Genomic DNA, 15,298 nt, shown 5'->3' with positions numbered 1-15,298 from the left:
GGAGCCCCGGTCACGGGAAGGGGCGGGGTGGGGAAACGGCCCCGCGCAGCGGCCCCGCCGAGCGGGACGAACTCAGATGCGGTCGAGGACCCGCGTCAGCAGTTCACCCATCCGCGCCGCCGAGTCCCGTCCCGCCTGCAGGACCTCCTCGTGGTTCAGCGGCTCGCCCGAGAGCCCCGCCGCCAGGTTGGTGACCAGGGAGATGCCGAGGACCTCCGCGCCGGCCTCGCGCGCGGCGATGGCCTCCAGCACGGTGGACATGCCGACGAGGTCGCCGCCCATGACGCGGACCATGTTGATCTCGGCCGGGGTCTCGTAGTGCGGGCCGGGGAACTGGACGTAGACGCCCTCCTCCAGCGTCTCGTCGACCTCCTTGCACAGCGCGCGCAGCCGCGGCGAGTACAGGTCGGTGAGGTCGACGAAGTTCGCGCCGACGATCGGCGAGGCCGCCGTCAGGTTGAGGTGGTCGCTGATGAGGACGGGCTGCCCGGGGCGCATGCCCTCGCGCAGACCGCCGCAGCCGTTGGTGAGGATGACCGTCTTGCAGCCGGCGGCGACCGCCGTGCGGACACCGTGGGCGACGGAGGCGACGCCGCGGCCCTCGTAGAAGTGGGTGCGGCCGAGGAAGACCAGCGCGCGCTTCTCGCCGATCTTGTACGAGCGGACCTTGCCGCCGTGGCCCTCGACGGCGGGCGGCGGGAAGCCGGGGAGGTCGGTGACGGGGAACTCGGCCTCGGGGGCACCGAGCGCGTCGACGGCGGGCGCCCAGCCGGAGCCCATGACCAGGGCGACGTCGTGGTTCTCGACTCCGGTCAGCTCGCGAAGACGTGCGGCAGCGGCCTCGGCGGCCTCGTACGGGGTGGCAGTTGCGTTCACTGACTCTCTCGCCTCGGGGAGGGGGGTCCGAGGTGCGCCCCGGACGGATTTGTTACGCGCAGAAGCGTAGCCGGAGAATGCCTACGCGCGTAGATGACGATGCCGACGGACATGCGATCGTTGTCTTGTCGTTTCCGACGAACGGACGGGGCGACCGCATCCGGCGGATCAACAGGGCCGCTTGCGCAACTCCATCACGTAGTCGTGCGGTGCGCCCGCCGACTCGGCCGCGTCGGCCACCTCGCCCAGGTACCGCGCGGAGGGCAGCCCGCCCTCGTAGGCGTTGAGCACGTACACCCAGGCCGGCTCCTCGCCGTCCAGGGTGTGCACCCGGACCCGCATCCGGCGGTAGATGTCCAGGCCGACGCCCTCCCAGCGGTCCATGGAGTCCTCGTCCATGGGCGCGATGTCGTACAGCGCCACGAAGACCTGCGACCGGGGGGCCTCCACGATGGTGGCCAGCGCTCCCTCCCAGCCCATCTGCTCGCCGCCGAAGGTGAGCCGCCAGCCGTTCAGCCAGCCGGTGCCGCGCAGCGGGGAATGCGGTGCGCGGCGGCTCATCAGCCGCGCGTCGAGGTTGCCGGCGAAAGCGGCGTAGAGCGACATGGGACCGAGGGTACGGGAGGGGGCGGGGTGTCCGGTGAACTCCGAGGTGGGGGCCGTGGGGTGCCCGCCCGGGGCGGCACGCACCCCTTCGGAGGCCCCGGCGTGAGACCGCGCCGGGCGTGCGGGAGAATGGGGTACGCACTTGAAGCGTGCGGGACAATGGCGTACGCACTGCATCCCAGCGGGGGGACCCCCCGGCAGAACGAGAGCGCGAGGCGTAGATCCCAGTGACCCGGATCGTGATCATCGGCGGCGGACCCGGCGGATACGAGGCGGCCCTGGTGGGCGCCCAACTCGGCGCGGAGGTGACCGTCGTCGACTGCGACGGCCTCGGCGGCGCGTCCGTCCTGACCGACTGCGTCCCCTCCAAGACCCTGATCGCCACCGCCGAGGTGATGACCACCTTCGACTCCTCCTACGAGGAGCTGGGCATCATCGTCGCGGACGACACCCCGCACGTCGAGCAGGCCGCCCGCGTCGTCGGCGTGGACCTCGGCAAGGTCAACCGGCGGGTGAAGCGCCTCGCGCTGGCCCAGTCGCACGACATCACCGCCTCCGTCACCCGGGCCGGCGCCCGGGTGCTCCGCGGCCGCGGCCGGCTCTCCGGCCGGCAGGCCATGGACGGCTCCCGCCAGGTGATCGTCACCGCCGCCGACGGCACGGAGGAGACGCTGACCGCGGACGCCGTGCTCATCGCGACCGGCGCCCACCCGCGCGAGGTGCCGGACGCCAAGCCGGACGGCGAGCGCATCCTCAACTGGACGCAGGTCTACGACCTCAAGGAGCTCCCGGAGGAGCTCATCGTGGTCGGTTCCGGTGTCACCGGTGCCGAGTTCGCCGGCGCCTACCAGGCCCTCGGCTCCCGCGTCACCCTCGTCTCCTCCCGCGACCGCGTCCTTCCGGGCGAGGACCCGGACGCCGCCGCCGTCCTGGAGGACGTCTTCCGCCGCCGCGGCATGAACGTCATGGCCCGCTCCCGCGCCGAGTCCGCCAAGCGGGTCGGCGACCGGGTCGAGGTCACCCTCGCGGACGGCCGGGTCATCTCGGGCACCCACTGCCTGATGGCGGTCGGCGCGATCCCGAACTCGGCCGGCATGGGCCTGGAGGAGGCCGGGGTCAGGCTGAAGGACTCCGGCCACATCTGGACCGACAAGGTCTCCCGTACGAGCGCCCCCGGCGTCTACGCGGCCGGTGACGTCACCGGTGTCTTCGCGCTCGCCTCGGTGGCCGCCATGCAGGGCCGCATCGCGATGTACCACTTCCTCGGCGACGCGGTGGCCCCGCTGAACCTGAAGACGGTCTCGTCGAACGTCTTCACCGACCCCGAGATCGCCACCGTCGGCTACACGCAGGCCGACGTGGACGCGGGCAAGATCGACGCGAAGGTCGTCAAGCTGCCGCTGCTGCGCAACCCGCGCGCGAAGATGCAGGGCATCCGGGACGGTTTCGTCAAGATCTTCTGCCGTCCCGGCACCGGCATCGTGGTCGGCGGCTGTGTCGTCGCGCCGAAGGCGAGCGAACTGATCCATCCGATCTCGATCGCGGTCGACAACAATCTGACGGTCGAACAGATCGCAAATGCTTTCACCGTGTACCCCTCCCTGTCGGGTTCGATCGCGGAAGTGGCACGGCAGTTGCACACCCGGAAGTCGGCGGGCGAGGCCTGACCCTCGGGGCGGACACGGCTCCCGCCTGCGGGAACGGTTCGCCGACCCGGACAACCCCCGGCAAGCCGGGGCATAGGTCCGGGGTGAAGCCGATCAACGACGGGGTCTCCCATACCACTTGGAGGCCCCGTCTGTGTGTATCTTCTGCAATTCGGTGCATACCGCTGAAAAGCGCCGGCCGGTCGCGTTACTGTCAGTTTCGTGTTCGCTGCAGAACGTCGCCAGTTGATCCTCGAAATGGTGCGAGCCAATGGGGCCGTGTCGCTCCGCGAGCTCGCCCGCGTCGTCCAGACCTCGGAAGTGACCGTACGGAGAGACGTACGGGCACTGGAGGCAGAAGGACTCCTCGACCGCCGCCACGGCGGTGCGGTGTTGCCGGGCGGATTCACGCGAGAATCCGGCTTCCCGCAGAAATCCCATCTCGCGACCGCGGAGAAGACGGCCATCGCCGACGTCGCCGCGAGCCTCGTCGAAGAAGGCGAGGCCATCGTCGTCGGCGCCGGGACGACCACGCAGGAGCTGGCCCGCCGGCTCGCCCGCGTGCCCGGTCTGACCGTGGTCACCAACTCCCTGCTCGTCGCGCAGGCCCTCGCCCACGCCAACCGGGTCGAGGTCGTCATGACCGGGGGCACCCTGCGCGGCTCCAACTACGCCCTCGTGGGCAGCGGGGCCGAGCAGTCGCTCCAGGGCCTCCGGGTCTCCCGCGCCTTCCTGTCCGGGAGCGGACTGACCGCCGAGCGCGGCCTGTCCACGTCCAACATGCTCTCCGCGAGCGTGGACCGGGCGCTGGTGCAGGCGGCGGCGGAGGTCGTGGTCCTCGCCGACCACACCAAGCTCGGCGCCGACACCATGTTCCAGACGGTGCCGACGGACGTCATCACCCGCCTGGTGACCGACGAGCCCCCGGCGCACGACGACCGGGCCGCCACCGAGCTCCAGGCCCTGGCCGACCAGGGCGTGCAGATCGCCGTCGCGGGCACGGGCGCCGCCACCCCCACGGGCGGCGACCAGGTCCCCCCGGGCGCCCGGCCCCGCCGTGACATGCCGCTCCCGGTCCAGCGTGGCCGCATGGCGGCCGGTCAGTACCGGGGACCGGGCGGAGGGATGGCCGCCGAGACCCTGGAACGCACGGCGCGGGTCGCCGACATGCGGCGCCGCTGAGACCGAGCCACCGAGCCCGGTCCCCGAGGGACCCTCCCCCAGGGGTCCCACGCGCCGAAAGCCCGCCGCGGAGCCACCAACCGCGGCCGGAAGCCGCAGAACCTTCCGTACGTCAGTCCTTGATGCCCCGCAGTGTCAGCGCGAGCAGACGGTCCGCCAGTTCCCCGTCCTCCGGGCACTGTTCCGCCGCCAGCGCGATGGCGTTGGTCAGCTGCATCAGGTCGCCGATCGACACATCGGCCCGCACCAGGCCCGCCTCCCTGGCGCGCCCGAGCAGTCGCTCACCCGCCGCGCGCAGCGGGTCGCTGCACCCGGCCAACGCCGAACTCCGGTCGTGCGAGGCGGACATCAGCGCGTGCGCGAGGCCCCGGTACTCACCCGCGTGCGCGATCAGGGCCCGTAGCCACTCCACCAGTGCCCGGCACGGCTCCTCGGCCTCCTCCAGCTCCGCCGAGCGGCGCAGCAGCGCCGTCAGGGCCTCCTGGAAGACCGCGTTCAGCAGATCCGCCCGGGTGGGGAAGTGGCGGTACAGCGTGCCGATGCCCACGCCCGCGCGGCGCGCGATCTCCTCCAGCGGCGCGTCGGTGCCCTGCTCCGCGAAGGAGGCGCGGGCCTCACCGAGCAGGCGCTCGTGGTTGCGGCGTGCGTCGGCTCGCATGGTCTCTCGTCCCCTCCCCACGGTACGAAGGGCCCGCAGGCAACAGCCTGCGGGCCCTTCGTACCGTACTCGGTGCTACGGATCAGTCCTTGATGTCGCAGATCGCGGCGCCGGAGGTGACCGACGCGCCGACCTCGGCGGTCAGGCCCTTCACCGTGCCGGAGCGGTGCGCGTTCAGCGGCTGCTCCATCTTCATGGCCTCCAGGACGACGATCAGATCGCCCTCCTTGACCTCCTGGCCCTCCTCGACCGCGATCTTCACGATCGTGCCCTGCATCGGGGAGGCGAGGGTGTCACCGGAAGCCGCCGGACCGGACTTCTTCGCCGCGCGCCGCTTCGGCTTCGCGCCGGCCGCCAGACCCGTACGGGCCAGGGTCATGCCCAGCGAGGACGGCAGCGAGACCTCGAGACGCTTGCCGCCGACCTCGACGACGATCGTCTCGCGGCCCGACTCGTCCTCGTCGGCGTCCGCGCCCGCCGGGGCGAACGGCTTGATCTCGTTGACGAACTCCGTCTCGATCCACCGGGTGTGGACACGGAACGGGTCCGCGGTGAAGGCGGGGTCGACCACGACGGCCTGGTGGAACGGGATGGCGGTCGCCATCCCCTCCACCTTGAACTCGGCCAGCGCACGCGCCGCGCGCTGCAGGGCCTGCTCACGGGAGGCGCCGGTGACGATCAGCTTGGCCAGGAGCGAGTCCCAGGCCGGGCCGATGACCGAGCCGGACTCCACGCCCGCGTCCAGCCGGACACCGGGGCCGGTCGGCGGGGCGAAGAGGGTGACGGTGCCCGGGGCGGGCAGGAAGCCGCGGCCCGGGTCCTCGCCGTTGATGCGGAACTCGAAGGAGTGACCGCGGATCTCGGGGTCGCCGTAACCGAGCTCCTCGCCGTCGGCGATCCGGAACATCTCGCGGACCAGGTCGATGCCCGTGACCTCCTCGGTCACCGGGTGCTCCACCTGCAGACGGGTGTTGACCTCCAGGAAAGAGATCGTGCCGTCGGTGCCGACGAGGAACTCGACCGTGCCGGCGCCGACGTAGCCGGCCTCCTTCAGGATCGCCTTCGACGCCGCGTACAGCTCCGCGTTCTGCGCCTCGGTCAGGAACGGCGCGGGGGCCTCCTCGACCAGCTTCTGGTGACGGCGCTGGAGCGAGCAGTCACGCGTGGACACGACGACCACGTTGCCGTGGGAGTCGGCCAGGCACTGCGTCTCCACGTGCCGCGGCTTGTCCAGGTAGCGCTCCACGAAGCACTCGCCGCGACCGAAGGCCGCGACGGCCTCGCGGACCGCCGAGTCGTACAGCTCGGGAACCTCTTCCAGCGTCCGGGCCACCTTCAGGCCGCGGCCACCGCCACCGAACGCGGCCTTGATCGCGATCGGCAGTCCGTGCTCCTCGGCGAAGGCCACGACCTCGTCGGCCCCCGAGACCGGGTCCGGGGTGCCCGCGACGAGCGGGGCGCCGGCGCGCTGCGCGATGTGACGCGCCGCCACCTTGTCGCCCAGGTCGCGGATCGCCTGCGGCGGCGGGCCGATCCAGGTCAGCCCGGCGTCCAGGACGGCCTGCGCGAACTCGGCGTTCTCCGACAGGAAGCCGTAGCCCGGGTGGACCGCGTCGGCACCGGAGTCCTTCGCCGCCTGCAGGACCTTCGCCATGTCCAGATAACTGGTCGCCGGAGTGTCACCGCCCAGAGCGAACGCCTCGTCGGCGGCCCGGACGTGCAGAGCGTCCCGGTCCGGCTCGGCGTACACGGCCACGCTGCCGATACCCGCGTCACGGCACGCCCGCGCCACACGGACAGCGATTTCGCCACGGTTGGCGATGAGCACCTTGCGCACGATGGCTCCCTCCTTGAAACAAGCTGAGTTTAGGGACTGCCGACACGGCCTTTCGACCCGTCCCCAGTGGTGAGCTTGCCCACACGGAGCGTGACCCCGGGCCTGCTCGGGTCGTGAATTCCCTTGTCGCACCACGGTACGCAGGGTTCCTTTACGGCACAGTAGCTCCGAGGTGTGGCGCAGGTCTCTGTTCGTGCGGCCAGTCGCCATTCGGGTTTCTTTGTGGAGTCCCTACGAATGGCCCGGTGATTCTTTGCCGGGCCGCCGCCGGGCGGACCGCCTTCGCCCGGCGTGTCCGCACTCTTGTCCAGGGGTTTACCGGCCAGTAGCCTTCGCGCTGTCGATCGTACTGTCGGTAACAGTCGTGTGCAGGGGGTGGCCGAGGTGGCCCGCAGACCGATAGCTCTCGTGACGGCGGCGGTGCTGCTCCTCGAAGCGCCCGGGATCGTCGTGATCAACGCGGTGATGGCGCGGTTCGTGAAGGCCCAGTCGATGTCCCTCGACGGCATGGACCCCGACGCGATGTCCACCGGCACCTGGGTGCTCGGCATCGTCTCCGGCGCCGCGCTCGTCCTCTGCGCCCTGGTCGCCCTCGTCGCGGGCGTCCGCGACCGCCGGCCCGGCCGCTTCGGCCGGGGCCTGCTCATCGGCTGCGCGATCGTGCACGGGGTGCTCGGCGCGGTCGCGGTGGGGCTGATCGGCTGGGGGGCCTTCGCCTTCCTGGTCGCCGTCCTCGGCCTGATCGTGCTCACGCTGGTGGCGTACGACAGGAAGGACGGCGGGAAGGGCGACGGCGGGGACGGCGGGAAGGGCGACGGGGCCGCTGCCGGACCCCAGGGGGAGCTCCCGGCGGCGGCGTGACCCGTCGGCCGCGCGGGGCTCTCAGGTCCAGAGGTCGGTGATCCGGACGTCCAGCTTCGCGAGCAGCGTGCGCAGCAGCGGCAGCGACAGGCCGATCACATTGCCCGGGTCACCGTCGATGCCGTCGATGAAGGGCGCCGAGCGCCCGTCGAGGGTGAACGCGCCCGCCACGTGCAGCGGTTCGCCGCTCGCCACGTACGCCGCGATCTCCTCGTCCGTCGGCTCGCCGAAGCGGACCACGGTGGAGGCCGTCGCCGACTCGAAGCGCTTGGCGGCCGTGTCGTACACGCAGTGACCGGTCTGCAGGATGCCGACGCGGCCGCGCATCGCCTTCCAGCGGGCGGTGGCCTCCTCGGCGTCGGCGGGCTTGCCGAGGGCCTGCTTGTCGAGTTCGAGGACCGAGTCGCAGCCGATCACCAGGGCGCCGAACACCTCGGGCCGGGCGGCCACATGGGCGGCCTTGGCCTCCGCGAGGGCGAGCGCGAGCTCGGCCGGGGTCGGGGCGTGCACCTTGTCCTCGTCGACCCCGCTCACGATCACCTCGGGGTCGAGGCCGGCCTGCCGGAGCAGACCGAGCCGGGCGGGGGAGGCGGAGGCGAGCACGACGCGGCGCGGATCAGCAGTCATGGGGGAAGCGTAGCCAGTCGTGGGGGCCCGTTCGCGCCGACGGCTCAGCGGGCGCCGACCACGATCATCGCCACCACCATCGCGAGCGCCAGCAGGACGCCCGCGCGGCGGAGTCTCTCCTGCATGTCGCGCATGAACTTCGGCGGCTGATTCTTCGGGTCGGACCACAACATGCCTCCGATCCTGCGGCCGGGGCGGCCGGGACGCCTGAGTACGGATACTCAGGCGCCCCGGTGCCGAAGGACTATTCGGGGAGGAACACCCCGTCCCGGGCGGCCGCGAGCGCCGCCGCGACGGCCCGCTCCGCGACGGCCCCGGTCAGCTCCTCCCGGGTGACCGCGAAGCGGTAGTAGAGCGGCGCGGAGACGGCGCGGAGCAGCTCGGCCGGGTCGGTCCCGGCCGGGACCTCGCCGCGCGCGGCGCCCCTGGTGACGACGGGCGCCCACTCGCCGAGCCGGGTCCGGTAGAAGGCGCCGAGGGCGCGGGCGCACTCCTCGTCGCAGCCGGCCGCGGCGATGACGGCGCGGAAGACGGCTCCCATCCGGGGGTCGGTGAGGGTGGCGCGGACGAGTTCGGCGTTGGCCCGCAGGTCACCCGGGAGGCTGCCGGTGTCGGAGGCGGGCAGGGACTGCTCGGCCATGTCGTGCAGGAGGTCGGTGACGAGGCCTACGGGGGAGCCCCAGCGGCGGTAGACGGTGGTCTTGCCGACGCCGGCGGCCGCGGCGATCCCGTCCATGTTCAGGGTGTGGAAGCCGGTGTCGGCGAGGGCGTCCAGGGTCGCGTCGAGGACGGCTCTGCGGACCTTCGCGGTGCGGCCGCCGGGGCGCACGGTGCCGGGCGAGGCCGGCTGGCTCTCGGTCAAACGGGTCTCCTGTTCCATTAACGCCTTCGACTCTGCTACGGTACGGGACATCTTAACGGAACCATTCTCCCATTAAGGGGTCACGCGCATGGTTGCCCTGGATCTCCCCACCACCGCACCGGCCACGACCGGCGCCCCGGACACCCGGATGACCGGCCGTATGCGGCTGGTCCTCGTCGTCCTCCTCGTCGCCCAGTTCATGCTGGCCGTCGACTTCTCGATCCTGAACGTCGCCCTGCCCGTCATCGGCCAGGGACTCGGCTTCACCCTCGGCGGCCTCCAGTGGATCGCCACCGCCTTCGCCCTCGCCGCCGCGGGCTTCACCCTCCTCTTCGGGCGCGTCGCCGACCTCGTCGGACGCCGCCGCGTCTTCCTCGGCGGCATGGCGCTGCTCGGGATCGCCTCCCTCGCCGGCGGCCTCGCCACCGGCCCGGAACTCCTGATGGCCGCCCGCGTCGCCCAGGGCCTCGCCACCGCCGCCGTCACCCCCGCCGCGCTCTCCCTGCTCACCTCGTCCTTCCCGGAGGGCCCGCTGCGAGCACGGGCGCTCGGCCTCAACGGCGCCCTCATGTCCGCCGGCTTCACCACCGGCGCGATCCTCGGCGGCGTCCTCACCGACCTGCTCTCCTGGCGCTGGGCGTTCCTCGTCAACGTGCCGGTGGCCCTCGCCGTCCTCCTCGTCGCCCCCGCCGTCCTCAAGGAGAGCCGCCCCGCCGTCCGCCCCCGCCTCGACGTGCCCGGCGCGATCACCGTCACCGGCGGCCTCCTCGCCCTCGTCTACGGGCTGACCGCCGAGCCGTGGGCCCTGCCTGTCGGCGCCGCGCTGCTCATCGCGTTCGTGCTGGTGGAGCGGCGGGCCGCGTCACCCCTCGTACCGGTACGGATCCTCACCCGCCGCACCGTCGTCTGGGGCAACCTCGCCGGGCTCGTCGCCTTCGTCACCGAGACCTCCCTGGTCTTCCTGATGACGCTCTACCTCCAGGACGTGCTGGGCTTCTCCCCGCTCGCCGCCGGCCTCTCCTTCGGCGTCCTCGGCGCGGGCACGGTCCTCGGCGGGGTGGGCGCCTCCCGCTTCATCGCCCGCTTCGGAGCCCGTACGGCCCTCGTCGCCGGCGGCCTCCTCCAGGCCGCCGCGACCCTCGCCCTCTACGGCCTCGGCGACGACCGGGGCAGCCTCTGGCTGCTGCTCGCCGCGACCTTCGCGGGCGGCGTCGGCAACATGCTCGCCATCGTCGGCTTCATGGTCACCGCCACCTCGGGCATCCCCGACCACGAACAGGGCACGGCGACGGGCCTCGCGACCATGACCCAGCAGATCGGCATCACCATGGGCACCCCGATCATGAGCGCGGTGGTCGTCACCACCCCCGTACTCCTCGACGGCATCGGCCTGGCGGTACTGGTCAACGCGGCGATCGTGGTGGCCGGGGCCCTCACCTCGGCCGTGTTCCTGCGCCGCGCGTGACCGGCGCCCGACGCCCCGCGCGGTCAGCAGGAAGCGCGGGGTTCCAGGTGCGGGAAGAGGCTCTTCCACCGCTCCGGATCGACGCTCAGCGGATGGGTCGCGCACAGCAGGGCGTAGAGCCGGTCGGAATCGAGATCGACGAGGTACGTGAGGTCCCCGGCGGGGGTGTCGGTCGGCCGCGCCGCCGCCAGGACGTACGGCGACCCCCTCGGCAGCAGGGTGATCGTCCGGGCCTCCGGGAGGTCGGCGACCGCCGGAGTGAGCCAGCGGCCGTCGGGGCCCACGTCCCAGATCCGGTACGGCTCACCGGTGATGACCCGGCTGCCGTCCGGGGTGACCTCGATCTCGGTGATCTCCCGGGCGAAGCGCATGACGTGCCGGGGCTCCGGAGCGGACTTCCGCAGCAGCTCACCCGTGTCCCAGAGCCGTACGGTGCCGTCCTGGAGCGTGGTCGCCAGGAGGTCCCCGCCGGCCGGCCAGTACCCGCCCGGAGCCGCCGGGAGCTTCAGGGCGAGCTTCGGGTGCCGGGGGTCCGCCAGGTCCCAGAGCCGGGCGTTCTGGACGGTGTCGTCGGTGAACAGCGTCCTGGCGCCGGGGAGATAGAGGGCCGAGCCTACGGCGGCCCGCCGGAGCGGCTCCGGGATCCGGTAGGGGCGCGAGGGGTCGGCGAGGTCCCAGAGCCGCAGATCGACGAGACGCCCCTCGCCGTCGTCCTCGACGGTCGCCAGGATCCGGGAGCCCAGGAAGACCATGCTCCGCTGCTCGTACGAGGGCGCCACCGCGATCTCCTGGCGCCGCACCGGCTTCAGCGGGTCCCGGAGGTCCCAGATCTCCGCGACGGAATCGCTCCCGGTGCCGATCACCAGCAGGGCGCCGTCCGAGGACACGGCGACCCGGGGGTCGTCGGCCCGCCGCACCGGAATCTCCCCGCCCGCCACCGGCGGTCCCTCCCCGCCGATGTCCCAGACCCGGAAGGTGTGCTCCCCGGTCGCCGTGTTCCAGCGGTGGGACAGCAGCAGCGGCCGGTCCCGCCCGCGCAGGAAGGCCCGCGCCTCCCACCCCGCGGGCAGGGTGAACCGCAGCCGGGGAGGCCGCGCCTTCGCCGTGTCCGCCGTGCTCAGGTCCCACACCCTGGTCACCCGGTCCCGAGTCCCCCGCCCGACCTCGGTGGTGAGGACCAGTTTCCCGTCGGGGCTGTACGGCGAGGCCCCCGCGACATCGGTCGTCACACTGCCCCGGAGGGCGGGCGCGGGTGCCCGCTTCGGCCACAGCCGTACGCCGCCGCCGAGGTCCCCCACGGCGAGGTACGCGCCGTCGGGGCGGTACGCGACCGACTGGGACGGCTCCCCGCCCGGCAGGGTCCCCAGCTCCGCGGCCGAGGAGAGGAGTTCGTCGCCGCTCAGCGCGCCGACCGCCCGGACCTTGGCCGCGCCGCTCACGGCCGAGTTCGCCGCCGCCGCGAGGGTCTCGCCGTCGGGGCTGAAGCTCAGCGCGGGCAGACCCTCGCCCCGGCCCCAGCTGTTCTCGAACTCGTCCTTCGGCGGGACCGGTACCAGGCGCGGGCCGTCGGCGACCGTCCACCAGGCCATCCGGCCGTCCGCGCCGGTCGCCACCAACAGCTCCCGCTTCGGGTGGAAGGCGAGCGCCATCACCGTCGCGGCGGTGACCGGCGGCCGGTCCTTCGGGCGGGCCGGGTCGCGGACGTCCCAGAGCCGCACCTCCGCGTCCCGCGGCCGCCCGGACGCGTCCTCGCCGATGCCGTTGCCCGTGGCCAGAAAACGCCCCCCGGGGTGGAACGCCACCGTCGTGACGGCGGACCCCGCGAAGCGCCGGTCCAGGAGCTGCCGGGGCAGGGACGGCACGGACACGTCCCACAGCCGCAGCCGCCCGTCCTCGGTGCCCCCGGCGAGGGTGCGCCCGTCGGGGCTGAACGTGAGCGACAGCGCCTGGGCCCGGGGCACCGGCAGCGCGCCGGCCTCCTTCGGGTGCTTCGGATCGGCCACGTCCCACAGCGTCAGCCGCTCCTTGCCGAGCACGGCGAGCAGCCGGGAGCGCGGCCCGAAGGCGATCGGCGCGGTGCCGTCCGGCGTCAGGACGGCGCTCGCGACCGGCGCGTCGGGCAGGGAGACGTCCCAGAGAGAGACCCGGCCCTTCGCGCCCGGCGGGTTCTGGCTGACCGCGACGACCTTGCCGTCCGCGCTGTAGGCGAGCCCGAGCGCGGGCCCGCGCACCTCCGCCGGCAGCTCCACCTGGGGCCGGGTGAGGGCGGAGGCGTTCAGGGCGGAACGGGTCCGGTCCGTCCGGGCCTCGCGGTACGCGGCCAGGCTCAGCCGCAGCGCCGTCGCCGGGTCGTGGTCGCGCAGGGCGTCCGCCTCGGCGGCCAGCCGGTCGGCGACGGCCACCGCCTCCCGGGCCCTCGCGAGCCGCTCGGCGCCCGTCGCCCGTACGCCGAAGAACCCGGCGAGCACCGTCAGGGCGACCAGGACCGACCCGCCGGTGACGAGTACGCGGCGGGTACGCCGCTGGACCCGGGCGCCCGCCCGGAGGAAGTCCCGCTCCACGGGCCGCATCGCTGAGCCCGTACCCCCGGGGCCCGTATCCCCTTCCGCACCGCCCGAGCCTGTGTCGTCGAGGACCGAGCGCGCCGTGGCCAGCTGGTCCCCGCCGTACAGGCCGCTGTTCGGCCGCCCCGCCTCGTGCCAGGTGTCGGCCGCGTCCCCGACCCGGCGCCGGACGAGGAGCCGGACCAGGTCGTCGCGGACCCAGCCGCGGAGCCTGGGCCAGCCGTGGAGCAGGGAGTCGTGGCACAGCTGGGCCTCGCCCCGGTCCAGGACCACCAGCCGGGCGGCGGCCAGCCGGAGCAGCAGTTCCCGGTCCGGGTCCTCCGCGGCCGGCTCCTGTCCCTCCTCCGGCTCCGGTACGGCCTCCGGCACCGGAACGCGTCGTCTGGCCGCGTGCCCCTCCGCGTCCACCACCGTCACCATGCGCAGCAGGAGCGCGCGCAGCCGCGCCCGGCCGGTGTCGTCGAGCGCGTCGTGGAGGGCGTCCGCGACCCGGGCCACGGAACCCCGGATGCCGCCGGAGGCCTCGTAACCGGCGTAGGTCAGCAGGGTGCCGCGGCGCCGCGTCCAGGTCTGCTGGAGGGCGTGGGCGAGGAAGGGCAGCGCGGCGGAGTCGCCGTCGACGGCGGCCTCCCGGCTCAGTTCGCGCAGCATGTGGTCGGCGAGACCGGGCTCCAGGCCCAGCCCGGCGTGCGCGGCCGGGCGTTCGACGGCGGCGCGCAGTTCGGCCTCGGACATCGCGGGGACGGTGAACTGCCCGGCCCGTACGATCCGGGCGAGCCGCGCGTCCCGCAGGCACCGGCCGTAGAAGTCGGCGCGCAGACCGAGGACGATCCGGGGCGCGGCCGTCGGGTCGGCGCCGGTCACGGCCCGGACGAACAGCTCCCGCTCCTCGGGGTCCTCGCACTCGGTGAAGATCTCCTCCAGCTGGTCGATGACGAGGACGTCCGGGCCGCCGGGGCCGAACCGGCCCGCGCCCAGCTCCCGTTCGACCTCGGCGAACGGTCTCCCCACCGCCTGCGACCAGGTGTCGACCAGGGTGCGGAAGGGCCTGGCGCCCGGCCCGTCGACCAGGACCGCCGTGCCCGTGCCGTCCGCCTCGACCTCCGCCACGAGACCGGCCCTGAGCAGCGAGGACTTCCCGGCGCCCGAAGCACCCACCAGGACGACGGGCCCCGGGTGCTCCGCCGCCCCGCCGGTCACCCGGTCCGTCAGACGCCGCACCAACTCCTCGCGGCCGAAGAAGAGAGGGCGCTGCTCGGGCAGGAACGACCGCATGCCGGGGTACGGACAAGGCCCGCCCCCGGTTCCGGTCTCCGTCCCGTCCTGCGGCGACCGCTCGGGATGGTCGGGGTGTTCATGATGTTCGGGGTATCCGGCGTTCCGGGTGAGGACGAGATCGCCCGCGCGGGCCACTCCTTCGGCGTGCGGCCGGGCCGGGCCGCCCTGGAAGCGCCGGTCGAGGAGCCGGTAGAGGTCGTGGAGCGTGAACCAGCGGGGGCCGCCGGGGTCACCCTCCGAGAGGAGCCGGATCAGCTCGCCGCCGAAGAGCGTGTACTCCTCCCCGACGGGCGCGAACGAGGCGGCGTAGTGCGTCGCCGAGGCCAGCAGGAAACTGCCGTCCGGGCGGGCGGAGGCGTACGGGGAGACACGGGCCCGGCCCCGTGCGGCCTCGGCCCGGCCCGAGAAGCAGCAGTCCAGGACGACGACCGTGCGGGCGCCCGCGTCCCCGAGCAGATGGCGGACCTCGGCGTACGGCACCGCGTGGACGGTGTCGTCGGGACGGGTGGTGCCGGTGGTGGCCAGATAGAGCTGCTGCCCCGGGCCGAGCAGGCCGTGGCCCACGAAGAAGAACAGGACGGCGCCGCCGTCCGACCGCTCGACGGCCTCCCGGACGGCCGCGAGGACCTGGGTCGGACCCTCCGGGTCGATGACCTCGGTGACACGGCCCGCCATGCCGCAGCGCTCGCGCAGCAGCCGGGCGAGCTCCCGGGCGGAGTGCGCCGCGCTGGGCAGATCCGCGAGGCGCGGGCCCGTACCGGGGCCCTGTCGGCCGGTTCCGACCACGACGGCGTGACAGTCGGGTCCCGTCAGGTCCTTCCGGCCCTCCGCCACGG

General features: G+C 73.5%; 12 protein-coding genes. 4 read left to right on the top strand and 8 right to left on the bottom strand.

What is annotated here, in order from left to right; translation table 11 throughout:
- Nucleotides 1-72 precede the first annotated feature (72 nt).
- Nucleotides 73-876 (bottom strand): purine-nucleoside phosphorylase, encoded by an 804-nt coding sequence (locus tag ASD33_RS01340; protein ID WP_056551875.1) that lies wholly within the window; start codon nucleotides 874-876, stop codon nucleotides 73-75.
- 168 nt (nucleotides 877-1,044) lie between these two features.
- On the bottom strand, nucleotides 1,045-1,482 hold the full coding sequence (locus ASD33_RS01335; protein ID WP_017239758.1) for a gamma-glutamylcyclotransferase: 438 nt from the start codon (nucleotides 1,480-1,482) through the stop codon (nucleotides 1,045-1,047).
- Between the two features lie 227 nt (nucleotides 1,483-1,709).
- On the opposite strand from ASD33_RS01335, the gene ASD33_RS01330 reads away from it, so the two are divergent.
- Entirely contained in the window at nucleotides 1,710-3,149 is a 1,440-nt protein-coding gene (locus ASD33_RS01330) for an NAD(P)H-quinone dehydrogenase (RefSeq protein WP_056551873.1), read from the top strand.
- A 201-nt stretch (nucleotides 3,150-3,350) separates the two neighbouring features.
- Entirely contained in the window at nucleotides 3,351-4,310 is a 960-nt protein-coding gene (locus ASD33_RS01325; RefSeq protein WP_079044484.1) for a DeoR/GlpR family DNA-binding transcription regulator, read from the top strand.
- A 112-nt stretch (nucleotides 4,311-4,422) separates the two neighbouring features.
- Here the strand turns inward: ASD33_RS01325 and ASD33_RS01320 are convergent, their stop codons facing one another.
- Both ASD33_RS01320 and ASD33_RS01315 read right to left on the bottom strand, forming a co-directional pair.
- Nucleotides 4,423-4,968 (bottom strand): TetR/AcrR family transcriptional regulator, encoded by a 546-nt coding sequence (locus ASD33_RS01320; RefSeq protein WP_056551867.1) that lies wholly within the window; start codon nucleotides 4,966-4,968, stop codon nucleotides 4,423-4,425.
- A gap of 82 nt (nucleotides 4,969-5,050) precedes the next feature.
- Nucleotides 5,051-6,805, bottom strand: coding sequence for a biotin carboxylase N-terminal domain-containing protein (locus tag ASD33_RS01315; protein WP_056551864.1), 1,755 nt, complete (start codon nucleotides 6,803-6,805; stop codon nucleotides 5,051-5,053).
- A gap of 375 nt (nucleotides 6,806-7,180) precedes the next feature.
- Between ASD33_RS01315 and ASD33_RS01310 the strand changes: the two genes are divergently transcribed.
- On the top strand, nucleotides 7,181-7,666 hold the full coding sequence (locus ASD33_RS01310; RefSeq protein WP_107103605.1) for a hypothetical protein: 486 nt from the start codon (nucleotides 7,181-7,183) through the stop codon (nucleotides 7,664-7,666).
- A 21-nt stretch (nucleotides 7,667-7,687) separates the two neighbouring features.
- On the opposite strand, the gene ASD33_RS01305 is transcribed toward ASD33_RS01310, so the two are convergent.
- From ASD33_RS01305 to ASD33_RS01300, 3 genes are all read right to left on the bottom strand, one after another.
- Nucleotides 7,688-8,293, bottom strand: a complete 606-nt coding sequence (locus ASD33_RS01305; RefSeq protein ID WP_056551862.1) for a nucleoside triphosphate pyrophosphatase — start codon at nucleotides 8,291-8,293, stop codon at nucleotides 7,688-7,690.
- A gap of 44 nt (nucleotides 8,294-8,337) precedes the next feature.
- Nucleotides 8,338-8,466 carry a hypothetical protein gene (locus tag ASD33_RS36695; protein ID WP_277922076.1) on the bottom strand — a complete coding sequence of 43 codons (129 nt, stop codon included), beginning with the start codon at nucleotides 8,464-8,466 and terminating at the stop codon, nucleotides 8,338-8,340.
- A 71-nt stretch (nucleotides 8,467-8,537) separates the two neighbouring features.
- Entirely contained in the window at nucleotides 8,538-9,173 is a 636-nt protein-coding gene (locus ASD33_RS01300) for a TetR/AcrR family transcriptional regulator (RefSeq protein WP_056551859.1), read from the bottom strand.
- Between the two features lie 70 nt (nucleotides 9,174-9,243).
- Here ASD33_RS01300 and ASD33_RS01295 point away from each other — a divergent pair, with 70 nt between their 5' ends.
- Entirely contained in the window at nucleotides 9,244-10,620 is a 1,377-nt protein-coding gene (locus tag ASD33_RS01295) for an MFS transporter (protein WP_056551856.1), read from the top strand.
- Between the two features lie 23 nt (nucleotides 10,621-10,643).
- On the opposite strand, the gene ASD33_RS01290 is transcribed toward ASD33_RS01295, so the two are convergent.
- Entirely contained in the window at nucleotides 10,644-15,296 is a 4,653-nt protein-coding gene (locus tag ASD33_RS01290) for a caspase family protein (RefSeq protein ID WP_056551853.1), read from the bottom strand.
- Between the last annotated feature and the right edge of the window lie 2 nt (nucleotides 15,297-15,298).

The organism is Streptomyces sp. Root1304 (genome assembly GCF_001426405.1).
GTDB lineage: Bacteria > Actinomycetota > Actinomycetes > Streptomycetales > Streptomycetaceae > Streptomyces.
This window is presented reverse-complemented; position numbering and strand designations above follow the sequence as displayed.

Bases quoted from the DNA above. Each gene is read 5' to 3' on its own strand.
- ASD33_RS01335 (WP_017239758.1), bottom strand. From the start codon at position 1,482: ATGTCGCTCTACGCCGCTTTCGCCGGCAACCTCGACGCGCGGCTGATG.
- ASD33_RS01320 (WP_056551867.1), bottom strand. From the start codon at position 4,968: ATGCGAGCCGACGCACGCCGCAACCACGAGCGCCTGCTCGGTGAGGCC.
- ASD33_RS01305 (WP_056551862.1), bottom strand. From the start codon at position 8,293: ATGACTGCTGATCCGCGCCGCGTCGTGCTCGCCTCCGCCTCCCCCGCC.
- ASD33_RS36695 (WP_277922076.1), bottom strand. From the start codon at position 8,466: ATGTTGTGGTCCGACCCGAAGAATCAGCCGCCGAAGTTCATGCGCGAC.
- ASD33_RS01300 (WP_056551859.1), bottom strand. From the start codon at position 9,173: ATGGAACAGGAGACCCGTTTGACCGAGAGCCAGCCGGCCTCGCCCGGC.
- ASD33_RS01295 (WP_056551856.1), top strand. From the start codon at position 9,244: ATGGTTGCCCTGGATCTCCCCACCACCGCACCGGCCACGACCGGCGCC.